We start from the raw sequence: 21,997 nt of genomic DNA, 5'->3' as shown, positions 1-21,997 counted from the left end.
CGACCAGGGGGAACCTGTGGCACCACGCAAGACCGAAGCCGAAGCCCGCGCCGCCGTCGCCGCGATGGAACCGATCATGGCCATCGAAGGCCGCGAGATGAGCGACGCCGACAAGGAACTGCTGGTCGAACTGATCCGGGGCACCACGACCGTCGACGAAGTCACCAAGATCATCGCTCGCGAAGCCGGCTACGAGATCGACTGACATGGCCCCGCGCTACTCCCGCGAATGGCTCGACTACTTCATCCCCGACACGGTCGACTGGCACCCGGACGGAATGCCCGACACCAGCCGCGCCGTGATGAAAAGCCTAGTCCTGCGATCGGAGAAATGGCCGCACGGCATCCCCGACGCCGACCTGCTGCACCGCACCGAAGGCGTCATCAGCTACATGCGCATGCAGGAACTGGCCGACGATCCGATCCCCGGCCGGTTCGACCTGCCACACTTCCAACGCATCCATCACCACCTGTTCCAGGACGTCTACCCCTGGGCCGGCCAGCTGCGCACCGCACCGTGGGACTGGCCGATGGTCAAGATGGGGCCGGACGTCGCGGCCGTGCGCGCCGGCGGGCGCCCCGTCACCGAAATCCCGCATTCGTATTTCAAGGCCCGCGAAATCCCCGAAGCCAGTACTCTTGTCCTCGGCCGCATCGCCGCCAAGGACAACCTGCGCGGACTGAACCGAGATACGTTTCTCGATGAACTGACCAAGGTGTGGCTACGGATCAACTACGTCCATCCCTTCCGCGAGGGCAACACCCGAACCCAGTTCGCGTTCTTCCGGCAGCTGTGCACCGAGGCCGGCTACACCCTGCACACCGACCGCTTCATCGCCGTCAAGAAAGCCGACCTCGCCCACAACCCTCTGCTCGGAGACCTCCGCGAGCAATTCGTCTGGGGGCGCTTCGAGTACATGCAGACCGGCGACACCCGCCTGATGCGCAAGGTGCTCGACATGGCGATCACCGACGCCACCGACCCCATCCCCGTCGGCCCGATCATCGACCACGGCGTCGACCTACGCGCCATCGCCGCCGCGACCCTCGGCCACCGAGACTCTCACCAGGTACGAACCGGCGGCATCCCCGCGCCGAAGGCCGATGATCCGTGTGTCGATCTGTCCCGCCCACACCACTCGAGCCGCGAACCCGACGTATGAGGACAATGCCAGCGTTCTGCCGAAAGGCCGTGCTACCATCGAGTCATCATGATCAGCCCGTTGCTGCAAGGCGCGGGCTGATTTTCTTTTGTGCAGGGGATATTCATGGTCGAGTACACGAAGCCCTGGCTGTCCCTGGAACAGCAGGTCGAGCGGCTGGCGAGCCAGGGCGTCGACGTGGGCGATCGTGACCGCGCGGCCGCGCTGCTCAAAGCCGTGGGCTACTACCGGCTCACCGGCTACCTCTACCCCTTCCGCAAGTCCGAACAGCACGTCGACGACGCCGGCCGCACGTACACCCGTGTGCTCAGCGGCTACCGGCCGGGAACGAGGCTGGGGCATGCCGAGGCGATCATCGACTTCGACCGGCGGCTGCGCATGCTTGTCATGGACGGCGTCGAACGCCTCGAAGTCGCGGTGCGGATGCAGGTGGGGTACGTGCTCGGGCGCACCTCCGCCTTCGCGCACGAGGATCCCACCTGCTTCACGGAGGCGTTCACCGAGCCGGGGACCGACCCCGACAGCGGGGAGCCGATTCCCAGCTCGCACGCGAGGTGGCTCGAACGCGCCCGCGAGCGGCGAGCCCAGTCCGACGAGCAGTTCGTCGCGCACTTCCGGGAAAAGTACGACGACCGGATGCCGGTCTGGGCGCTGACCGAGCTGCTCGAACTCGGCCAACTCTCCGTCCTCTACCGGGGGCAGCGCCAGCAGGACGCCGAAGAGATCGCGCTCGCCTTCGGGGTGCCGACCAAGAAGCTCATGGTCAGTTGGCTCGCCAGCCTCAACTACGTGCGCAACGTCGCAGCCCACCACGCGCGCCTGTTCAACCGCAAACTCCAGCATGCGCCGGCGCGACCCAAAGCCGGACAAGTACCGCTCCTCGACCACCTTCGGGACCAGCAGACAGCCAAAGGTGTCTTCGGCACATACAACGCGCTGGCCGTGATCGCCTACCTTCTCCCCTCGATCGAAGCCGAGACGGACTGGTACCGGCGACTGACCGAGCTACTGCAGGCGTTCCCGACCTCGCACGCCCTGTCGATCGCGTCCCTCGGCGTCCCACAGCACTGGGAGTCACTGGAGCTCTGGCGTCGATGACCGGTCAGTCTGTCGACACCACGTCCCGAAACTCATCGAGCGTCACGCTCTTCGCACGACCCTGACCGCGCGTGCGCCCGGTTCGCGGTTTCACGCCGCGACATGGTGGCGCACGGTATCACGAACGTCGAGGCGCCTGGACTCGGTCCACGGAACGATCAGGGCGAGAGAGTACGCACCTCGTGCCCGAGCTCGTCATCGAAGAGCACGACCCGTCGGATCGTGTCGAGGTCACCGGTGCACAGAAGTTGCCCCCCACGCCCTTCGTACTCGAACATGCGCTTGTCCCGGGGCCCGCTCACGTGTCCCGTCCAGGCTCCGGCGAACCCGGTCGGTGTCCACCGGCAGGGGCTCACGCTCGATCTTGTCCAGGACCGCCGTCGGCATGAGCTCTTGCCGGATGACTTTCCTCGCTACGACGGACATCTCAACTCCCCGGCGATGGCCGCGCAGAAGAAGCCGCAAGTCCAGTCGGGCCTTCGGTTCGAGGTCGAAGAGCGGCGCGCCGTCGCCGAGCACTACTCACCGGCCCGTCATGATCCGACCGCTGCCGGCGTGGCCGGTGACGTCGCGCCGACCGCAGCCTCGACGGTGGTCACCGACGTGGTTTCGACCGGGGCGAGAGGAACACTCGATGTCGCAAGGTCCGTCTTTGCCTGTTCGAGGACCTTCTTCGCCTCTCGTGTGCCGACGCCGAGAACCGACGCGAGTTCGGTGGCTGACGCACCCTCGGCGAACGCGACGATCGCTCGCGCATAGTCGAGCAGCAAGGCTTCTTCGCGCGCCTGCTCGTCGCGCGTCAGGCCGAGCTCGGTCGACTCGGCGTCGGAGCGGGCGGCGGCGATTTTCGCGGCGAACTCGGCGCGGATCTTCTCGATCCGTTTGTCGCGTGCCTTCTCCAACTGCGCAACCTTGCGTTGTGCGGCCGCAGCTCGCGCATCGACGATCGCGTCGATCTTCGCCAGTTGGGCGGCCGCCTCGTTGATCGGCGCCGCGAGCGTCTCCAGTTCGGCCTGGCGGGCGAGCACACGCTCCTTCTCCCGACGCAGGTTCTCGCGCACGTTCGGGGTGGTGTGCGGGCGCAGGGAGCGGCGCGCTGCCGCCTTCGAAGACGTGGCCATGGCCCGGGAGTGTATCGGCTCACCGCGGCCGCACACGGCTTCACACCCCGGACGCCGTGTTGCCGTATCGGATCACAGTTCTGATTCCCCTTCCCGCCGAACCGCTCCCCCTGATACCTCACGCCGGCACCCCTCGTCACGTGCCCCGAAACGTCGAGTTTTTAGGCACGCCCAGGCTGACCTGTGGTCAGCCCCAAAACTTCTACACACCTCATGCACTGAAGCTGCGACATGGCATGATCACCTTCCGTGATGACCGTCCACAAGCTCAACGCCGGGGACGGCTACGTCTATCTCACCAAGCACGTTGCCAAGGGCGACGCCACTGAGACCCGCAAGGCCGATGCGGTCGATTACTACGTCACCAAGGGCACTCCACCCGGCATCTGGTGCGGCAAATTGGCCGAGAAGGTCGGTGTCGAGGTCGGCACCGAAGTCACCGAATCGGCGATGCGGGCGGTGTTCGGTGCCGCTCGCACACCTGCCGCATTCGATACCAGGCCCGGACCGGATGCCCCGATCCAAGACCGGCTGAACTGGTCGCGGGCGACGGCGTTGGGCCGGGCGTTTTCGTGGTTCCAGCGCAGCCAGGAGTACGTCAACGACGTCGAGGAACTGTGCAGTTCCTACAAGGCGCAGTACGGCGAATACCCGGCCCCTGATGCGAAGAAGGCGATCCAGCTCTCGACCGCCCGCAAGCATCTTCGCCGCAGGAAGGGCGAGAAGGCCGACCTGCTCAGCGAGCAACAGGTGTGGGAGTTCATCACCGAGCAGTACACCAAGGTTCGGCAGCCGGTGGCCGGTTATGACCTGGTGTTCACGCCGATGAAGTCGGTGTCGTTGCTGTGGGGGCTCGGCGACGAGAAGGTCAAGGCCGCGGTCGAAGAAGCCCACGCGCAGGCGGTGTCCGAGACGCTGGAGTGGATCGAAAACGAAGTGATCTACACCCGCCGCGGGGCCGGCGGTGCGCGCAAGGTCAAGGCCGAGGGTCTACTGGTTGCCCGGTTCGATCACTACGACAATCGCGCCTCCGATCCGAACCTGCACACCCACTGCGCCGTGCTCAATCGGGTGTTCGCCGAGGACAAGTGGACCACGATCGACGGGTCGATTCTGTACAAGGCGAACGTCGCCGGCTCGGAGAAGTACAACACCCGTGTCGCCGAGTTGGTCTCACGCAAGCTCGGTGTCACCTTCGCTCCCCGACCCGACACCCAGGTCGGCAAGCAGCCGGTCTACGAGGTCGACGGCATCCCGCTGTCGCTGATCGACGAGTTCTCCCGCCGGTCGGAAATCGAGGCACGCCAGGAAGAACTGGCGCGCGAGTACAAGGATCGGTACGGCAAGAATCCGCCGAAGAAGGTGCAGTACGCCCACGCGCAGCAGGCCACCCTCGATACCCGCAACGCGAAGAATCCGCCCCGGTCACTGGCCGAGTTGCGGTCCGAATGGCGCCAGCGCGCCGAGGCGATCCTCGCCGGAAGCGATCCGGCCGAGCTGGTCGATGCGGTGCAAGGCGAACGCGATCGTCGTCCGGTGTTCTCCCCCACCCAGGTGCCCGCGTTGGTGGAAGACGTGGTCGATGCGCTCTCGCGCAAGGTCGGCACCTGGACGGTGTTCTCGCTGTCCGCCGAGATCGACCGGCAGTTGCGTCAGTTCAGTTTCGACACCGACGACGAGTTGCGGGCGATGTACGACAACGCCCTGGAACTGGCGCTGCGGGACTACTGCAAGCCGACCTTCACCGAGGAGTATCACGGCCCGGAGCGCGTCACCGAACGCATCGAACGCGGCCTGGTGCGCAGCCAACTCGTCGATCGCGCCGAGATGCGGTACACCGCAGAGTCGGTCCTCGAGGCCGAGAAGTTCATGCGCGAGCAGGCGTTCGCCGACGATGAGCGCACCGTCTCCGGCTTCGTGATCCGACGCCAGATCAAGCGAGCGGAGCGCACGGCCGGCCACAGCCTCGGTAGCGACCAGATCGCCCTGATCGAGCACTTCCTCACCGCGAAGAAGCACGTTGCTGTGGCGGTCGGTGCGGCCGGTGCCGGCAAGACCACCGCCGCTACCGTGATCGCCCGCGCCTGGGAGACCAGCTACGGAAAAGTCATCGCGCTGGGTCCGTCGGCCCGTGCCGCGGAGGTGCTCGGGGAAGAGATTGCGGTGCAGGGCCGCACCCTCGCCGATGTGCTCACCCGCCACCGTGTCGGTCTGCCTACCGGCATCGACAAGGGTGATCTGCTGCTCGTCGACGAGGCGGGCATGGCGTCGGCGCGGGATCTGGCGGACCTGACACGCATCGCAGTCGAGACCGGTGCGGTGGTGCGATTGTTGGGCGATCCGCAGCAGCTCGCCTCCGTCGAAGCCGGTGGTGTGTTGCGTGATCTGGCCGATCTGACCGGCGCGCCGTTCCTCGAACAGGTGCACCGTTTCACCACTGCCGGCGAGGCCGAGGCCAGCCTGCAACTGCGCAGCGGCGATGCGTCGGTGCTGGACTGGTACGCCGGCAACGCCCGCATCCGCGAGGGCATGGCCCACGAGCTTCCGGACCTGGTGTTCGACGCCTACGTCCGCGACGTCGAGGCCGGCGAGGTCGCGTTGATGGTCGCCCCGACCAACGACCTGGTGCGCCAGCTCAACGAGAAAGCCGCCGCCTACTACCGCACAGGCGGCACCGTCACCGGACCCGGCATCGTCCTGGCGGACGGTCTCGAGGCCGCGGTCGGCGACGTGGTGGTCACACGAAAGAACAACTCGAAATACGTCGTCAAGCACTCCGACGGCACCAAGTCCGGCCGGGTCAAGAACGGCGATCTGTGGACCGTCACCGCGATCGGCGACGACGGCTCACTGCGGCTGCGCAACAACATCAGCGAAGGTGAGGTCACCGTCGCGGCCGACTACATCGCCGAGAACGTGCAACTCGGGTACGCGACGACGGTGCACCGCTCGCAGGGCATGACCGTGGGCCACTGCCATGTGCTCGCCGCGGCGAACATGGATCGGCAGTCGCTGTATGTGGCGCTCACCCGCGGCAAGCACGCCAACATCGTCTACGCCGCGGGCGGCGAGCTGCCCGACTGGGACTTCGAACACCCCCAGCAGGACCATCCCGGCGTGACGGGTCTGCTGGCGCGGATCATCGAACGCGACGGCTCGCAGCGCACCGCCCACCAGATGATCGAAGACGCACAACGCCAGGCCTCGTCGTGGTCGAAGATCACCGACATCTACGAGCTGGCCGTGTCCGCGCTGTACGACGACTACACCGAAAAGCTGCTGTCGTCGATCCTCACCGAACGGCAGCTCGGATGGGTGCACGACCTCGGCGGCTGGGATGCCGTCGTCAAATGGGTCACGCAAGCGGAAACCTTTGGCTGGGACTCCCAGGCTCTGTTGCGCGAAGCGGCCGAGGAACTGCGCGAGCAGGGACGGGTCGGGCAGGTCGATGACGGCAAGAACGCTCCCGGCCGGGTGCTGGCTCGGGCGCTGCGCACGCGCATCGCGCCCGAGGACGGACCGGGGCTGCCGCGCACCCGCCGCGACGATCTGGCGCGCTACAAGGTGCCGGCCGTGACTGACGCGGCGGCCGAGATGGACCCGATCCTCGCCGCCTACGCCCGCGCCCAGCAACAGCAGATGCACGCCTTCGTCGACTCGTATCTCACGCGGGCGATCGAGCAGAACGCCCCGTGGGTTGCGGCGGTGGGCACCCCCGGCGACGACCCGAGGCGAATGCGGCTGTGGGAGAAGACGGTGCGCGAGATCGCGATCTCGCGGGTGGTATCGAACGCACCCGACGACCAGCACGACCCGCTGGCCTACCTCCGCGGCGGGCGCCGCGAGAAGATCGAAGCGGCCATCGAGCGGCTGGCCGCGACGCCGGCCGTGCGCAGGAAGTCGGCGAAGCCGTCCTCGCCGTACGCGAGCTACAGCGACACCGAACTGTTCGCTGCACGCCAGTCGAGCCTGCGACGGCTCGGCGAGGACCGGCACCTTCTGGCCTTGGCCGAAGACGAACTCGGCCGCGTCAGCGGCGCCGATTCGGCAGTGACGGCCGTCGATGAACGTGTCGCCGAGGTCGAGCGACAGGATCGGCACATCCAGGCGGTGCGCGCCGTCCGTACCCGGCTCGAACGCCTGCGCACCGATCCGGCCGTGACCGCCGAGCAGATCGCCGCAGCCGCGGCGGCGCTGTCGGTGGCCGAGCAGACCGCTCCCCCGGAGCGGGACTGGCCGATCATCGAACGCTCCGCGCAGTTCAACCGGGCCGCAGCTGCCCGCCGCGACCGTGCCCGTGGGATCGACGAACAGGCGATCGGCCGGGTGCGCGACCGCATCACCCGTCTGGAGGAAGGACTGCACACCGAGCAGGCCCTCCTCGACCAGATCGACGCCGAAATCGCCCGGCGTGAGCAGGACGGAACACCACCCGAGACACGCCGGACCCGGCCCCAGGCGAGCACACCGCCGCCGATGACTACGCACCCCGAGTTGGACCGGACCCAGCGCGAGTCCGGTCCCGAGGTGCAGTGGTGACACCGACGCACGTGCACTGCACGAAGAGAAAAGTGAGGACTTCCACCGATGGCTGACAGCGACCGCACCCGCCGTTTTCGTCGCACGCGCCCCAACCAGGGCGGTGATGCTGCCGCGTTCATCGACGTCCGCGCCGCCCGGAACGCAGCGCCGCAACAACCCCCGGCGCAGCCCCAACCGCGGCCGGCTGCCGTGCGGGCACGCCAGGACGTCATGGATGTCGCCGCGTTCGTCCGCAAGGTCGAAACCGAACGCAGTCAGGGCCGGCCCGCCCCCCAACCGCAGCCGATGAAGACCGTCCTCGGCGTGTTCCACGGGTCCCCGGCCACCCAAACCACCGTGCAGATCCTCGCTGCCGCGGCCACCGCTCGGCATTTCGGCGGCGAGAACTCCGCCGCGGCCCGCAAGTGGCAGCAGCTCGCGCAGGACAACGCGGCCCGCCTCGAAGCGATGCGGGCCGCGCAGTACCGGCAGGAACAGGCCCGCTGCGTCCAGGCCCAGATGCCGCCGGAGGAGATGGACCGCCGGCTTCGCGCCCGTGTCGCCGCCGACCGGGAAGCCGATCGGCGGGCCTTCGACGCGGCCGGTGCGGTGGCGCTGAGCTACGTCGCAGCCAAGGCACTGCCCCCGTTCGACAAGCTCGCCGAGCTGTCCCACACGCATCTGACCGTCCCGGAACCGACGCCGGTACCGCTTGAAGTCGCCACCCACATGGAGGCGCAGACTCACGCTGCACAGGCCGAGACCGTCACCGAACACGCCGACCCCGAGAAATATGCTGACCGCGGGTTCGACTTCGACAAGTCCGCGGACCCGGCAGAACCGGAGACCGAGCAGGGTATCCCATCCGGCAACGCGGCCGCGGCCGTCGAGGACGCCGATGTGTCCGATCGGCTCGAGCAGGTGCACACCGAACCGACGACTTCTTCCGAAGCAAAGGGTGGAGCGAACCTCGAACAGATCGGATCCGTGCTCGAGAAGGCCGGCCGAGGCATCGGGGCCGCGATCGGCCCGATCAACGGAAACGATGAGGCGGCCCCTCCCCTGTCCCCCGTCGATATGAACCAGCTCAGCCAGGAACTACTCGACGCGATCGCGGCTGCGATGAGCAGTCATCCCCGGTCGGTGACCGAGATGCTCAACATCGAACGCCAACCCGACCACACGAACGAGGCCGCGTTCGTTCCCGATCTGGGTGTCGAGCACGGCCACGAAGCGACACTCGGGTGCTGACCCGGAACCGTCGTCTACGAACTGCTCGCTGCGCTGGCCTGGTGGTAAGCAGGAGTGTCCTTGGGATGCGCAATGATGGTCGTGCAACGCACCGGCTGCAGACTGTGCGCCGCCTGTAGGCCGGTGCACACGCCTAGCACCATGCTGCGCACCGGCACTGCGCGGAACATGCACGCGCAGATGCTGTCACGGCTGTACGCATATGTGGACTTCGGGAATCACGGGTAGGGAAGGGCACCGCCTCTGCTTCAAGCCCTGGGGTTACCGGATGGCGCAGCAATCGAGGAGGAGTCGGGTTTACGTCCGAGTTGCACCAATTGAGCGGGTCCCCCTAGCTGGGGCCAATGGGCCGAGGAATAAGCGGGTCCGATATGTCATCGATGGGCAATTGGCCTCCTTGTTTTCAAGGAAACCCTGGTGTGGAGTCGACCAGCGTCTACACTATTGCTTTATGACGGCGGGCGACGAACGCCCACAGGGGGAGAGCGAGTCCCCTGGGGGAACCAGTCACGGATTGCCCAAGGTCAGGTATTTACTCCAACTTGCCGCTGAAATATCTGGAGTGCTCGCGCTGATCACCGCTGTCGTAGGATTCGCCACTAGCCGCGGATTCTTCGTTTTTCTGAATGATCTCGGGCTCCTCATGATATTGACAATGGTCGGGATAGCGATCGCACGCGGGATTATGCTGGTCGTAGCGTGGGTCTTTGAGTACGCCACCGATCGAAAGGTAACTCCGGAGGCGGTGGTGATTGCAACCATCGTGATCGGAATCCTGTTTGCGGTACTTCTTTGGTGGCCGGGTATTCACAATCCGTACTATGAAAAGTTCCATAAAACTCATAAAGTTTTTATGATCTATGGCGCCATGGGAGTAATCGCTCCGTTCGTTTTGCTCCTTTATCATTTCGGCAGCCGACCGAACAGCTCAGAATCCACCGGCGACAGCAGCTAGAAGCGTGTCGGAATATTCAATGAGCGCGTATATGTACATGGCGACAGGGCGTGCATAGAAGGCGAAGGTGGTACTTCTTGAATAGGCTTTGGCGGCGCCGCGATCTGCGCCGATGCCCAGTTTCCCGCCCCCACTTGGGTGTGCCGCAAGACAGTGTGCGCCGCTGGCGCAGTCAAGGCTGAAACACGCTTCACGGCGGTAGACACCTGGATCGATGGTTGAACCCAAACATGGCGACTTCGAGACTTGTCGATGACTCCTGGTTAGTTGTTGAGGATGTTGTTGAGGACGCTGGACGGGACCGGGTCGGCAGGCATGACTGGCCAACCCATAAAGCTGCGATCGGACTTTGCGTTGGCCATCGGCCCGGTGTCGCCGTCGAGAATGACGCGCAGGTGCGGTTCGAGGTGCTGAATCCACCACGCCGACATCGCGGACATCGAATCCGAGACCCGTGCCTCCTCCCACGCCTGGTGCAGCGCGGTCAGGCGGGCCACGACCTCCGGGTAGGCCCACCATCTCGGGTCCCACGAGAGGCCCCCGTCGTTGTCGCTGATCCGACGGCGGATCACCGGGAGGAAGAAACCGTTGACCCACTCGATGACGTTGGCGAACTTCGGTTTCTTCTTCGGAGGTGTGTCTGCCTCGTCTTCGTAGTCATCGCCGTCGGGTGCTTCGTTGCTGGTGTCCCACTCGTCGGACGCTGCGATGTTGACCTCGACCATGTTCAGTCCTTTGCCAGAAACTCGGAGTGGAAGAGCCGGTCGGCGCGAGAAGTCTCGGGCGTGGGCTCGAGGGGAATAGGTGCCGTCTCGGCCTGATCCTTGGGCGGCATCACCATGTCGGCGACGACGACGGGCCGATCGGATTCACCGACAGGTAGAGCCTTCTGGTGGGCGGGGCCGAGCTGTTTGCTGTCCTGCTTGGATTGGCGGATCGCCTCGGCGAAGGGCGAGTCGCCCCAGAACGCTTTGCGGACCAGGGTCGGGGTGGAGCCACCGATCGTGACCAGGGCGCGGGTTTTCGGCAGGGCCCGCAGGTCCCGCTTTTCGAAGATGGTTTCCTTCTGCCAGTTGCTCGACACGCTCGCCTGACCGCTGGCGAAGAATCCGGCGGGGCGGCTGCGGGATTCGGTGTCGACGTAGTGGGTGCCGACGGCATCGACCAGGCCGGACAGGAAGGCGTCGTCGTCGACGTTGCCGCCGTACCAGATGACGCTGGATGCATCGACCATGGCTTTGAACGCTTCGCGTCCCCAGACCTTCTCGCCCTGGGAGGGGGACTGGAAGAAGGTGATGAGGATGATGCCGCGACCGCCGAAGTGCGAGTACCAGCGCGGCAGGTCTTCGAGCTTGCAGATGTTGGCGGCCTCGTCGAGCACCGCCGTGAGCGGGAGCGGCATCCGCTCGGATGCCTGCTGCTCGGAGTATTCCTCCGCGCAGGTGAGGATCTGGCCGACCAGGGCACTCGAGATGGCCGAGGACGAGCCGGGGCCGTCCTTGGACAGCGCGTACATCGTGTCGGTACAGGCGACGAACTCGTCCGCGGGGAACTCCGGCAGGTCGTGGACGCGGCGACCGGGGGTGATCGTGACCCGGCCGGTTTGGTCGGTGCCGATCACGACCCGCCGGTTCGGCAGGACCGCTTCGGCGTAGCGCGGCTCGTCCAACGGGGACAAAAAGCGGCGGGCCATGTCGTAGAAGCCGTCGCGTTGCTTGGCGTTGACGGCCTGCTTGCCGCGCATCGTGCGGGCGAGTTCCGGGTAGCCGTGCTGCTCGAGCACCGCCGGGGGGATCTGCGACTGGGTGTGGGTCAGCCACTCGACCACGTGCCGGATGTCCCCGCCGGCCAGGGCCGCGGCGAGCAGGTAGGAAGCGAACAGGTCGCGGGCGTTGCCGTCGAAGTAGGCATCGACCCGGGCATGCGCGTCGGTGGCGGCGGAGATGAAATAACCACACACCGCCGCCGCGGACGGCAGGTCGGTGACGGTGCGCAGCGGGTCGAACCAGAACGTGGCTCGCTGCTGCCGGTTGCCGGTACTCACCCCTTGCAGGTCGAACACCCACACCCGCCCCGAGGTGCGGCGCAGACCAACGGTGTGCGAATACACATCCCCGCGGTTGGACGCCACCAGCGCCGCCCCCGGGGCGTGACAGATCGCCGGGATCGCGAAGCTCGCCGACTTGCCCATCCGGGCGCCGGCGAACGCGATCGCTACGAACTCCCAGGTCATCCGCAAGGATCGGTTACCGACCACGGTGTGCCCGAGGGGGATGCCGAGATAGCCGGGATGATCTGTCGGGATCGCCGGGGCGAGCCGGGCGGTGCTGGCCGCGAGGTACCTCGGGTCGGCCTCGTCGACCTCCTTGGGGTCGACCATCGTGCGAGCGAGACGATCGATCTGCTTCTCGAAGCGTGTGCCCTGAAGGGTCTCGAGCACCCCGAACCGGCGCAGAGCCCACCACCCGGCCCCGGCCAGGGCGGCGACCAGGACGAGCTCGACGCCGAGGACGATGGTTGCCCTGGCCGGCCAGCTCGTGGACCCGAAGGCCAGGGCGAAGAACAATCCGATGGGGTTCCAGGTGGGGTCTTGGCCCCCGCCGGTGTTGTAGGCGACCGTCGGCAGATACGCCGTCACCACCAGGGCGGGGAACGCGGTGAGGAACACCTCGTCGGCGCCCGAGGAGGTGCGGGGCCGGTCGCGTCTCGTCTGTGCCATCGTCGTGTGCCCCCTTTCTACTGCTGAAATCGGTAGTCGGTCAGCCGCCACCCGCCGTCGGTGCGGACGGCGGTGGTGCGCCAGGTCTCCGGCGTCAGACGGGTGCTGCGCCCGCCGGCATGCAGCACCGTCTGGGTGCAGGTGACGTCGATGACGAGGGTGCGCATCCCGGCCGGGGCGGCCGGAGTCGAGTCGGCCCGCACACAGGTCGCGGCCACCGCGTCCTTCGAGGCGGCCCACTGCTGCCAGTCCGGGTCCGGGCGCACGTCGGCGCGGGTGCCGGATTCGGCGACGGCGCGCAGGTCCCCGCCGAGATACGCCTTCGCCCGGAGTAGCGCGTCGGCCTTGCTCTCGTCGAGCGCCGGCTGCCAGGACAGGATCATCTGCATGGCCGTGATCGCGGTCTGGTCGGCGTCGATCTGCTGCGGCGAGAGCGGTTCGATCACCTGATGGTCGTCGCTGCCCTCGTGCACGTGCTGCTCACCTGCGGGGTCGCTGCTGCCGCAACCCGCCACGGCGACGGCGGCCGCGGTGCCCACCGCCGCGACGGTGATGCGTGTGATCCTCACGGGCTTGCCTTCTTTCACTGGTTGCCCATCGCCCGGTACCGGGGTTCGGCGGCGATGATCGTGTCGGCGTAGGGGCGGGTCTGCACCACGTAGTCGGTCGCACCGGTCGGGAAGCCCCCGGAGGCCAGGACCGCGCCTTCGCCGGCGTTGTAGCCGGCCAGATACAGCTCGGTGCGCCCGTTCGGTGCGCTGACCACCCCGTCTGCGATCCAGCTGTCGATCGCCTCGGCGAGGGTGCACATGTAGTGGCCCTGAGCCATGACCGCATCACCGATGCTGTTCACATCGACCTTCCCGTCGCCGTCGTAGTCCTTCCCGTAGCTCGCCCAGGTGCCGGGCATGAACTGCGCCGGCCCCCTCGCCCCGGTCACCGACACCGGAGCCGACTCCCCGTGACGGAAGCCGTTCTCGGCGGCGAGCTGCGCGGCGAGCAGCGACGGTCTGATCTGCGGGCAGATCGACCCGGCCCGCTCGAGCCACACCGCGAACTCGTCCGGCACGGTGCCGTCGGCGAGGTAGTCGCCCACCCCTTCCCCGGAGATGAGGCAGTCCGCAGCCGACGACGTGGCGTGGCCGCTGCCACCGGGCAGCGACCCCCACGACACCAACCTCTCGTCGGTGCCCTGCCCCCGGACGCTGATGTGCACGTGGTCGAAGTGGTTCTGGGTTTCCGAGCCGCGGTCCTCCATCAGGCTCGGGGCACCGCCGGCGGGGTAGTAGGTCTGCCGCCAGATCACGTACTCGACGCCGAAGAACTCCGCGTGGGCCAGGAGGTAGTCGGTGATCTCGTCCCCGAGCGCCACCCCGTCGCCGGAGCGGTGGTTCGCGATCATCACATCGATGGTCCGGCCTTCGGTGTGATCGGTCGCGTAGCCACCGTCGGCCCGCCACCCGCCGAGGCCCGCGATCCGATTCCCGAACTTCAGGTGCATCGCCCGAGCGACCTTTTTCGCATCGACCTGTAGGCCCTGCTCGGAGCCGGCCGACGGCGGCAACGGCTGCGCCAGGTCCCCCTGGGGCGGGGCCGGCGGCACCGAGGTGGTCGGCCCGGCCGACGTCTGTCCCGGTGCGGGGGCGGCGTCGTAGTACGGCAGCGGATCCACCGCTTCGGTGCCCCAGCCGCCGGGCCAGACTTCCCAGTGCAGGTGCGGACCGGTCGACTGGCCCCGGTTGCCCAGGGTGGCGATCTGCTGACCGGCGCGGACCTGCTCACCGACGGCGACGGTGTAGGTGTCGATGTGCCCGTACACGGTGGACACCAACTGCCCACCCTGCACATGGTCGAGGACCACCCACTGCCCGAACCCCGAGGCGGGGCCGGCGTGGCGCACCACCGCGTCGGCGGAGGCGTAGATCGGGGTGCCGACGGCGCCGGCCAGGTCGATGCCTTTGTGCCGGGTGCCCCAACGCTCGCCGAATCCGGAGGTGACGGTGACGGTGGAGGGATCGACCGGCTTGAGGAACGAGCCCATCGGTGCGAGCTTGTCGCCGGACCCGAGGCCGGGTCCGAGGCAGCTCGTGCCGGCGCGGCGGTCTTGTTCATCCTGGATCCCCATCACCAGCATGAGGAGCAGGAAGAACGGAACGAGTGTGAGCGCCAGGATGAGCGCGATCAGCCCGGTGCCCCCCTTGCCTGTCACCGCAGGCTCAGATCCTCGGCCGCGACTCCGTGCCCCCGCGCCAACGCCCGGTTCAGCTCCTGCGCCAGCGCCAGCTCCGCCTCCAACGCGGCGACATCGCGTTCGGTGCGGCGGGGGCGACGGCCGGAGCGGGTGACCCAGCCCCGCACCGTTGTTTCGGCCACCTCGAGCTGCGCCGCGGCAGCTCGCGTCGCGGCGGTGAAGCTGTCCCCGGCCTGCATGCGCTGAAGGACCGCCTCGATCGCGGCCTCACGGGTGAGGTCGTCGACCAGGGTGTACCGGCGGCGGCCGCGACGCTCCCGCCGGCTCATGCCGCGAACTCCGTGCCCCGGTCTTCGTCGGCGGCCCGCAGACGGGCATCGGTGTCGTGAATCCCGGAATCCTTTTCTGCCGGGGGCACCCACACCTTGAACGGGGTGCCCGGTGATGCGCCTTCGCCGAGCCTGAGCAGAAAATGCCCGACACCGGCGGCGGTGCGCGTGCTCTCGACCGCGGCGGTGCCGTCGTTGCCGGCGCTCTTGCGGCGCGCCTGGCGCAGCGCCTTCTTCTCCTCCACCGAGGAGGTGCTGTCGTTGGCCCAGCCGGTCACCATCGCCCGCTCAGCGCGGGAGAACTTCATGAAGTGGGCGAGGCGGTCGAGTTCGGCGTCGGGGACCGGGCCGATGATCCGGGCGCGGGAGCGTTCGATCATGCCGAGGGCCCCGACCTTCTCGAAGTCCACCAGCGAGTGGGTGACCAGCGTCATCGCCACGCCCATCGACCGCTGCAAGCGCTGCACCGCATCCAACCGGGCCACCGCCGAGCTGCCGGTTTGGATCACCTGCCAGACCTCGTCCAAGATGATGTGCGCCGCGATCGACTTCGCTCCGGGCACCTGGTTGTCGGCCAGGATGTGCGCCGCCTCCACCGCCGCGAACGCCTCGTTCCACCCCGCCAGCAGCACCGCGGCCCGCATCAACTCGTCCCCCGGCGGGACGGAGGACATGTCCAGGTCCACCATCGGTTTGGTGATATCGATCCGCACGGTGCTGTGCCGGTTGAAGGTTTCCCCGAACCGGCCCTTGACCAAGGCCCGCAGCGAGCGCAGCAGCGGTTTGATCTGGCCGCGGTATTCCTCGGCGGTGTCGGCCACCGCGTCGTCCCGCAGCTCGCCGGGGCCGGAGGCGATCAGCGTCAGCAGGTCCTCGATCCGGGCCGCGTGAGCGTTGGTGAACGGCGAGCCGGGTGCGTAGAGCAGCCGGATCGCCGAGGCGAGCAGGGTTTCCTCGAAGTCCTGCAGCGGGCCGCGGCGGACGATCTCGAGCAGCGCGCAGAGCATGTTGAGCTGGCGGGCGTGCAGCGCGAACTCGGCCTTCTCCCGTTCGAGGGAGCCTGCGGGGAGCTGGTCGATCGCGTCGCCGATCGGGCCGCGATCGAGGGGGTTGATCGCGCCGGTGCCGTAGCCGACCTCGCTGACCTGCCCGCCGACCTGCTCGGCGAGCACCCGCAGGTCCGGCTTGACGTCGCCGGGCACGAGCACCAATGTGCCTCGCGCAATGTCCCCGAGAGCGATCCGGCGCAGCAGCGTCGATTTGCCGAAGCCGTTGAGCGCGCAGATGAAGCAGGACGGTGCGGTGATCGCCTTCATCGTCCAGGCGTAGAGCGGATCGAACCCGACTGCGGCGCCGGTGGTCAGGTGCCGGCCGAGCGGGGTGCCCAGCAGCGGGGCCTTCGCGCCGACGATCCACGGGTAGATCCCGGCGACCTGCACACTCGTGCCGCGGTATTCGACCGGGGGCATCACCGTGGACATCCGGCCCCCACCGACCCCGTCGAATCCGCGGGCGTCGAGATCGGCGACCTGGCGGTCGAAGCCGTCGGAGTTGATCCGGGTCAACCGCTCCACCGTCGCCCGGCGACTGTACTGGCGGGTGACCAGGGCGTTCTTCCATGCCTTCATCAGCCCAGTCGCGGTGGCGGCCTGCTCTTCGAGACGGGACAACTCGTCGTCCGACAGCAGAGTCTTGGCGATCTTCTCCGCTGTGCGCAGCCGCGACGATCTCGTGGCGTTGCGTGCACTCATGCCTCTAGCCCTTTGCGTGTCAGTTGCTGAGGAAGCTGGGAATGGTGGTGTGATCGGGGGCGATGACCCCGACACCGAGACAGGCCGCGAACGCGGCGGCCTGCCAGCACCAGGAACGGCGGATCGTCAGCCGACTCTGACGCGAGAGGTCCTCGACCAGGGCGTCGATCTTCGGCACATCGGCGCGCCCGGCCGGTTCGGTGACGGTGACGAGCACCCCGAAGCGCACCATGCCCGCCCCGCGGGCCTGCTCCATCCGGGCCTGGGCGGTCGCGGCGACCTCGATCTGCGACTTCGCCGAGGCGATCGAGCCGTTCTTGAGCGACCCACCGTGCGCTTCGGCCATCGCGTTGCGGTAGTCGCGGTCGGCGATGTCGGTGGCATCGCCGGCCGAATGCGGCCGGTAGAGCACCGACACCCGCTTGAGCGGCACCGCCTCGTTCGGCGCCAGCAGACGTGCCAGCACCCGTTCGGTCACCGCGCCCTTGGGGGCTTCGCGCATCTCCCAGGTCACCGACACCGCGCCGTCGTGGACGTACGTGCCGCCGTCCGGGCTTTCCAGAGCGGTGCGCGGGCCGCAGTCCTCCCAGCTCAAGCCGGTGCCGTCGCCGGAGTGCAGGCCGGTCTCGACATCGACGAGCGAGGCCGGATCGTAGGAGCGGCGCACGAACGCCATGACCTCGTCGGCATCCATCGGCGAGCACGGCACACCGGCCCGTGCCGCCGACGCCGTCAGGGCGGGCAGACGCCGGCCGAGCTCGACGGCCTGCTCGGAGGGGTCCTGTTTGCGTTCGGCGGTCTTGGCCTCGAAGGTGATCGCAATGCGGGCTGCGAGGCGGATCCCGCCGGAGGTCAAGCCGGTGGCGAGCTGGTAGGCCGCATCACGGGCCAGCTGCGGGGCATCGGCGCGGGTGTTCTGGTGCACCGTCTCGTACAGCTCGATGCCGGTCTCGGGCAGCGTCTCGACGGTGGTGACCACCGCGAGGATGTCCGAGGTCTCACCGGCCCCGGACAGGAACTGTGCCCAGTTGCCGACATAGTGGTCGATCACGTCCTGATCGACAGCTTCGGCGCCTTGGGGGTAGGCGTCGAACACGACGGTGTAGGCACCCCGGCTGGGCATGTGGATCATGCCGAAGCTGCGCCCGTCGGAGTCGATGCCTTCGTAGAGCTCGGTGTCGCCGAGCACGCCGGGAAGGCGGTAGGCCCGCCCGGGAACGCGGGAGAACGTGCCCGAGGCGTAGGCGTGTTCACCGCGGCGGCGGCCGCGCCAGAACTGGACTCGCATCAGTGCCCTTTCGTAGCCGGAGCGGCCGTCACGGGAGATGACCAGGGGGATGAAGCACACGATCACGGGGATGGCCAGCAGCAATGCGACCGTCATGCCGAGGAACAGGCCCGCGATGATGACGACAGCTGCGGCGGCGATCCCGGCGATCGAGGTGCCGAAGGTGGCTCCGAGCAGGCCGGTGCTGCGGGGTCGGCGCCAGTTGCCGTAGGTGTTGAATGTCGGCTCGTTGCTCACTGTTCGAAGCCCCCTCGGTTGAACTGGTGGCCGGCCCCTGTCGCCACAGGAGCATCGAAGCCGGAGTGACCGGAACCGCCCGCGCCGGAGCTGCCGGACGCGGTGGCGCCGGGGGTGCCCGAGTCGTTGCCCTGCGGGCCACCGCTGCCGACGGCGGCGCTGCCGTCACGGGCGGATGGAGTTCCGTTCTGATTGCCGCCTGCCTGTCCGCTCCCGGCGCCACCTGCAGCACCGAAACCGGACGGTGTAGCCCCACTCGGAGAGTTCGAGGCGGTCGACGAGGTGGTGCTGGTGGTCGCCACACCGGATGCTGCGCCGCTGGCACCGCCGGTGGCGATCATCCCGCCGACCTTCGCCCCGACCGCGGCCGCGCCGGCGGCTGCTGCCAGGCCGCTGCCGCCGCCCCCGAGTGCGCCGACGTTCGGGACGATCAGGCGCATCAGGGCGGGCAGCACCAGCGCCGCGGCGGACAAGGTGATGACCCCGGACAGGGCCATGAACCCGTCGCCGTTCTCGGGGTCGGTGATGGTCGGGGTGGCCTCGAGGAACAGGATCGCCGAGACCCCGATCACGAACGCTCCGACCGGCTTGACCAGCAGGAACGCGATCGTCCAGGCCAGCATCTTCTCGTATGCCTGGCTGCCGACCTTGGTGCCTCCGGCTGCGCCGGCGATCGGCAGTGCCGCTGCCATGAGCACGAGGATGCCGGTGCGCAGCAGCATCAAGAACGCCATCATCAACCCGCCGAGCATGCCGATGATGCCGATCAGGAACAGCAGGCCCACACCGGCCGGACCGGAGTACAGGGTGATCGAGACCATCGCTTCGGCCAGGCGGGACGGGTCGGAGCCGACCGCACTGTCCATGAACCAGGCCGAAATCTGGTCCGACAGTTCGGTGCCGAGCACGATCAGCGTCGATGCTCCCCCGGCGAGCACCGCCGCACGGGCCATCTGCTTGAGGCCCTCTTCCGAAGTGTCGCGGATCGCCCCGGATCGGGCCAGTGCCAGCCGGCCCCCGAGCAGGATCAGCGACAACGACAGGGCCGCGACCTGGATGTAGAAGGTGTAGTCGTTGACTGTCGCCACCGTGGTCTGGAAGGTGTCCCCGTCCATCTCGGTGCTGGTAATCCACCACCCGAGCGCGAACTTCAATACCGCGACGCCAGCGTTGCCGATCCACAGCGCCGTCTTCTCGACCGCACCCGCAGCCGCATCATTGATGCCGTCCTCGATTGCACCCGTACCGGCGTCGACGACGTTGCCAGCTGCATCCAGGCAGTCGGGAATGTCTGCGTCGGTAACCAGATTTCCGAGCCCGCCGACAAGAGCTGCAACCGGGTTGGCGCAGCTCAACGCTCCGGCGCCGGTTTCCAGCCAGTCGAAACCGTCGCCCTGATCTTCAACCTCGGCATTGTCGATGGCACCGGCAGACGAGTCCTCCGAGGGAGCGGTGTCCTGGGCGGATGCGACAGTCGCTGCGCCGATGCCGACGATCGCGACAGTGCAGAGCACAGCGACCAGCCGAAGCATGGCGGGGAGCAGGCTGCGGGTCACCACCATTGCTGCCATCCTTCGGACGACACCGGTTCGAACTCGCCACCCAATGCGCTCGAGTCCAGCTGGACAACCCATCCGGTGCCCTCACGCCATACCACCGGGATCTTCACCACCCTGATCTCGGTGGCCCCGGACGGCCGTTCTACGGTGGCGCCGAACTTCACCAGGGTCAGATCGGGATGGAAGGTCACGTTGACCATCGGCATCGCCGCAGTCGGCGTGTTGTCGGCAAGCCGCACTCCCGACAACTGTCCGGTTGGGTCCGACACGCGCTTCGCTTGCGTAACCATCTCGACCCTGTTGTCACCGGCAGCGACGTATCCGATGTAGTGGGCGGCAGCCAGCGCAGCGCCCTGCGCAGTACGCGAGAACCCGATGGCGACACCGTTGTCGGTGAACCCGGTGGGGCCGTCGGAAGTCGAGAACGGAAGATCCATGTTCCCGTGAATGCGCTGGAGCATCACACCGCTGGGAGCCTGGTCCGCCGGACGGTTCGAGCTGGCCAGGATGTCGGAGAGGATCACCCCGTGGGGCTCGAGCGGCACGTAGATGACACGGTTGAACTTGTCGAAAACCGGGTCCGGCTCGAACAGACCGTCCCCGACCTGAGCGGGAGCGGCACTGTCGGTGGCCGGATCGAGCGAGACCAGCGGTTCGGCGTCGTCGCCGCGGAAGACCATCACGATGCTCACCACGAGACCGACGACGACGATCACGGCCACCGCCGCCAACCCGATGGTGAGTTTCGTTGCTGCCGAAGCGCGCTCGTTCTCGGCGCCCTCGAGTGAGGGAGTGTTCGTCTTCCCGGTGGGGCCGGTGGTGTGGGGTTCGGTCACTTGCGGGTCTCCTCGAGGTCGACCAGTTCCGACGGCACGCCGTCGAGGGCGGTGATGGTGGCGGCGGTATCGCTGGGCAGGTGCAGTCGCCAATCGCTGTCGATCCACACCACCTGGGTGGTCGCGGACGCGAGCGAGTCGTCGGAGAACCGCTGCACGACGTCGACGGTGGCGGCGGTGTCGCTGTAGTCGACGACGGTGTAGCCGACGATGGTCGGCACCATCTCGGGATCGGTGCCCGACATCTCCACCAGGGAGCGGTGGGCGGCGTAGAGGTCGCGGCCTTCGCCGGGTGCGGCCACCCCGGACAGGATCGTCGGCCAGGTGCGATCGGAGGCGGTGGCCAGTTGCACCGACTGGGTGATCGCCGCCAGGGCCGCGCCCTGCGGGGTGTGGCTGAACCCGGCGAAGGGCTCCCACTCGCCGCCTCGCGGTCCGTCGGTGGTGCCGATCGGCACCTCGATGCCACCGACGGTGACCCACCGAGCGATCTGCGGCGGATCGGTCAGCGACACCGGGCTCTCGCCTGTGTCCGATCCCCCGCAGCTGGTAGCCACCAGCGCCACCGCGACCACCGCGGTCCGCGCCCATCGACGCCTCATCGTTCGTTCTCCTCGTTGCCGGATTGCTGCTGCTGTTGCTGCCTCTGTTCGAGCTGGTCGATGACGGTCGGGGAATGGCCGCCTCCGAGCTGCTGGGCTTGGGGCCCGTGTGCGGTGGCCAGCAGGATCGTGGCGAGGGTGGCGGCCACACCGCCGGCCAGGAGTGCGCCGATGTTCGCCGCGACGAACTCGGCCGCGGTGGGGGATTCGAGGCCGGCCCCGTGCTTGTGGTCCCAGGCCAGGCGGGCGCCGACGAAGATCACCTTGGCCACGCACAGGGCGAAGACGATCCAGGCCGCGTAGCCCAGGAGGGTCTGGAGACCGTCGAGGACGTCGGGGGGCGGGCTGACCACGCCCTGTGCGGACACCTGCATCG

General features: G+C 67.7%; 18 protein-coding genes. 6 read left to right on the top strand and 12 right to left on the bottom strand.

Features of this window, described 5'->3' with window-relative positions:
- The first annotated feature begins 16 nt into the window (after nucleotides 1-16).
- From ACM26Y_RS25595 to ACM26Y_RS25585, 3 genes are all read left to right on the top strand, one after another.
- A complete protein-coding gene (locus ACM26Y_RS25595; RefSeq protein WP_416063843.1) occupies nucleotides 17-205 on the top strand; it encodes a hypothetical protein in 189 nt (62 codons plus the stop codon).
- 1 nt (nucleotide 206) lies between these two features.
- Nucleotides 207-1,163 (top strand): Fic/DOC family protein, encoded by a 957-nt coding sequence (locus tag ACM26Y_RS25590; protein WP_416063842.1) that lies wholly within the window; start codon nucleotides 207-209, stop codon nucleotides 1,161-1,163.
- 105 nt (nucleotides 1,164-1,268) lie between these two features.
- Entirely contained in the window at nucleotides 1,269-2,261 is a 993-nt protein-coding gene (locus ACM26Y_RS25585) for an Abi family protein (RefSeq protein ID WP_416063841.1), read from the top strand.
- Nucleotides 2,262-2,794: 533 nt separating this feature from the next.
- On the opposite strand, the gene ACM26Y_RS25580 is transcribed toward ACM26Y_RS25585, so the two are convergent.
- A complete protein-coding gene (locus ACM26Y_RS25580; RefSeq protein ID WP_416063840.1) occupies nucleotides 2,795-3,382 on the bottom strand; it encodes a hypothetical protein in 588 nt (195 codons plus the stop codon).
- A 252-nt stretch (nucleotides 3,383-3,634) separates the two neighbouring features.
- On the opposite strand from ACM26Y_RS25580, the gene mobF reads away from it, so the two are divergent.
- The 3 genes from mobF to ACM26Y_RS25565 all read left to right on the top strand — a co-directional run bounded on the left by mobF (nucleotide 3,635) and on the right by ACM26Y_RS25565 (nucleotide 10,109).
- Nucleotides 3,635-7,921 carry a MobF family relaxase gene (mobF, locus tag ACM26Y_RS25575; protein WP_416063839.1) on the top strand — a complete coding sequence of 1,429 codons (4,287 nt, stop codon included), beginning with the start codon at nucleotides 3,635-3,637 and terminating at the stop codon, nucleotides 7,919-7,921.
- Between the two features lie 48 nt (nucleotides 7,922-7,969).
- Nucleotides 7,970-9,154 carry a hypothetical protein gene (locus ACM26Y_RS25570; RefSeq protein ID WP_416063838.1) on the top strand — a complete coding sequence of 395 codons (1,185 nt, stop codon included), beginning with the start codon at nucleotides 7,970-7,972 and terminating at the stop codon, nucleotides 9,152-9,154.
- Between the two features lie 451 nt (nucleotides 9,155-9,605).
- Nucleotides 9,606-10,109, top strand: coding sequence for a hypothetical protein (locus ACM26Y_RS25565; protein WP_416063837.1), 504 nt, complete (start codon nucleotides 9,606-9,608; stop codon nucleotides 10,107-10,109).
- Nucleotides 10,110-10,372: 263 nt separating this feature from the next.
- Here the strand turns inward: ACM26Y_RS25565 and ACM26Y_RS25560 are convergent, their stop codons facing one another.
- From ACM26Y_RS25560 to ACM26Y_RS25510, 11 genes are read right to left on the bottom strand one after another with little or no spacing between them, the layout of a single operon-like run.
- Nucleotides 10,373-10,834 carry a DUF4913 domain-containing protein gene (locus ACM26Y_RS25560; protein WP_416063836.1) on the bottom strand — a complete coding sequence of 154 codons (462 nt, stop codon included), beginning with the start codon at nucleotides 10,832-10,834 and terminating at the stop codon, nucleotides 10,373-10,375.
- A 2-nt stretch (nucleotides 10,835-10,836) separates the two neighbouring features.
- Nucleotides 10,837-12,828 carry a type IV secretory system conjugative DNA transfer family protein gene (locus ACM26Y_RS25555; protein ID WP_416063835.1) on the bottom strand — a complete coding sequence of 664 codons (1,992 nt, stop codon included), beginning with the start codon at nucleotides 12,826-12,828 and terminating at the stop codon, nucleotides 10,837-10,839.
- A 17-nt stretch (nucleotides 12,829-12,845) separates the two neighbouring features.
- Complete coding sequence (locus ACM26Y_RS25550; RefSeq protein ID WP_416063834.1) at nucleotides 12,846-13,397, bottom strand: hypothetical protein; 552 nt, start codon at nucleotides 13,395-13,397, stop codon at nucleotides 12,846-12,848.
- A gap of 14 nt (nucleotides 13,398-13,411) precedes the next feature.
- Nucleotides 13,412-15,037, bottom strand: coding sequence for a peptidoglycan DD-metalloendopeptidase family protein (locus ACM26Y_RS25545; RefSeq protein ID WP_416063833.1), 1,626 nt, complete (start codon nucleotides 15,035-15,037; stop codon nucleotides 13,412-13,414).
- On the bottom strand, nucleotides 15,034-15,348 hold the full coding sequence (locus ACM26Y_RS25540) for a hypothetical protein (protein WP_416063832.1): 315 nt from the start codon (nucleotides 15,346-15,348) through the stop codon (nucleotides 15,034-15,036). Before ACM26Y_RS25540 ends, ACM26Y_RS25545 begins: the two co-directional genes overlap by 4 nt.
- Entirely contained in the window at nucleotides 15,345-17,099 is a 1,755-nt protein-coding gene (locus tag ACM26Y_RS25535) for an ATP-binding protein (RefSeq protein ID WP_416063831.1), read from the bottom strand. Before ACM26Y_RS25535 ends, ACM26Y_RS25540 begins: the two co-directional genes overlap by 4 nt.
- A 19-nt stretch (nucleotides 17,100-17,118) precedes the next feature.
- Nucleotides 17,119-18,624: an SCO6880 family protein gene (locus ACM26Y_RS25530; protein ID WP_416063830.1), complete on the bottom strand. Its 1,506-nt coding sequence runs from the start codon at nucleotides 18,622-18,624 to the stop codon at nucleotides 17,119-17,121.
- Entirely contained in the window at nucleotides 18,621-20,186 is a 1,566-nt protein-coding gene (locus tag ACM26Y_RS25525) for a hypothetical protein (protein ID WP_416063873.1), read from the bottom strand. The genes ACM26Y_RS25530 and ACM26Y_RS25525 overlap by 4 nt, the downstream gene beginning before the upstream one ends.
- Nucleotides 20,177-21,019, bottom strand: coding sequence for a hypothetical protein (locus tag ACM26Y_RS25520; protein ID WP_416063829.1), 843 nt, complete (start codon nucleotides 21,017-21,019; stop codon nucleotides 20,177-20,179). The genes ACM26Y_RS25525 and ACM26Y_RS25520 overlap by 10 nt, the downstream gene beginning before the upstream one ends.
- The gene (locus tag ACM26Y_RS25515; RefSeq protein WP_416063828.1) at nucleotides 21,016-21,621 is read right to left on the bottom strand and encodes a hypothetical protein; all 606 of its coding nucleotides are present in this window, start codon (nucleotides 21,619-21,621) and stop codon (nucleotides 21,016-21,018) included. Before ACM26Y_RS25515 ends, ACM26Y_RS25520 begins: the two co-directional genes overlap by 4 nt.
- Nucleotides 21,618-21,995, bottom strand: a complete 378-nt coding sequence (locus tag ACM26Y_RS25510; protein ID WP_416063827.1) for a hypothetical protein — start codon at nucleotides 21,993-21,995, stop codon at nucleotides 21,618-21,620. The genes ACM26Y_RS25515 and ACM26Y_RS25510 overlap by 4 nt, the downstream gene beginning before the upstream one ends.
- Nucleotides 21,996-21,997 lie beyond the last annotated feature (2 nt).

The sequence above is a fragment of the Rhodococcus indonesiensis genome, assembly GCF_047782815.1.
Taxonomy (GTDB): Bacteria; Actinomycetota; Actinomycetes; order Mycobacteriales; family Mycobacteriaceae; genus Rhodococcus; species Rhodococcus indonesiensis.
This window is presented reverse-complemented; position numbering and strand designations above follow the sequence as displayed.

Excerpts from the sequence above, each read along its gene's own strand:
- ACM26Y_RS25540 (WP_416063832.1), bottom strand. The coding sequence starts at position 15,348 with ATGAGCCGGCGGGAGCGTCGCGGCCGCCGCCGGTACACCCTGGTCGAC.
- mobF (WP_416063839.1), top strand. The coding sequence starts at position 3,635 with ATGACCGTCCACAAGCTCAACGCCGGGGACGGCTACGTCTATCTCACC.
- ACM26Y_RS25565 (WP_416063837.1), top strand. The coding sequence starts at position 9,606 with ATGACGGCGGGCGACGAACGCCCACAGGGGGAGAGCGAGTCCCCTGGG.
- ACM26Y_RS25515 (WP_416063828.1), bottom strand. The coding sequence starts at position 21,621 with ATGAGGCGTCGATGGGCGCGGACCGCGGTGGTCGCGGTGGCGCTGGTG.
- ACM26Y_RS25580 (WP_416063840.1), bottom strand. The coding sequence starts at position 3,382 with ATGGCCACGTCTTCGAAGGCGGCAGCGCGCCGCTCCCTGCGCCCGCAC.
- ACM26Y_RS25555 (WP_416063835.1), bottom strand. The coding sequence starts at position 12,828 with ATGGCACAGACGAGACGCGACCGGCCCCGCACCTCCTCGGGCGCCGAC.
- ACM26Y_RS25585 (WP_416063841.1), top strand. The coding sequence starts at position 1,269 with ATGGTCGAGTACACGAAGCCCTGGCTGTCCCTGGAACAGCAGGTCGAG.
- ACM26Y_RS25560 (WP_416063836.1), bottom strand. The coding sequence starts at position 10,834 with ATGGTCGAGGTCAACATCGCAGCGTCCGACGAGTGGGACACCAGCAAC.
- ACM26Y_RS25525 (WP_416063873.1), bottom strand. The coding sequence starts at position 20,186 with ATGGTGGTGACCCGCAGCCTGCTCCCCGCCATGCTTCGGCTGGTCGCT.
- ACM26Y_RS25535 (WP_416063831.1), bottom strand. The coding sequence starts at position 17,099 with ATGAGTGCACGCAACGCCACGAGATCGTCGCGGCTGCGCACAGCGGAG.
- ACM26Y_RS25590 (WP_416063842.1), top strand. The coding sequence starts at position 207 with ATGGCCCCGCGCTACTCCCGCGAATGGCTCGACTACTTCATCCCCGAC.
- ACM26Y_RS25510 (WP_416063827.1), bottom strand. The coding sequence starts at position 21,995 with ATGCAGGTGTCCGCACAGGGCGTGGTCAGCCCGCCCCCCGACGTCCTC.
- ACM26Y_RS25570 (WP_416063838.1), top strand. The coding sequence starts at position 7,970 with ATGGCTGACAGCGACCGCACCCGCCGTTTTCGTCGCACGCGCCCCAAC.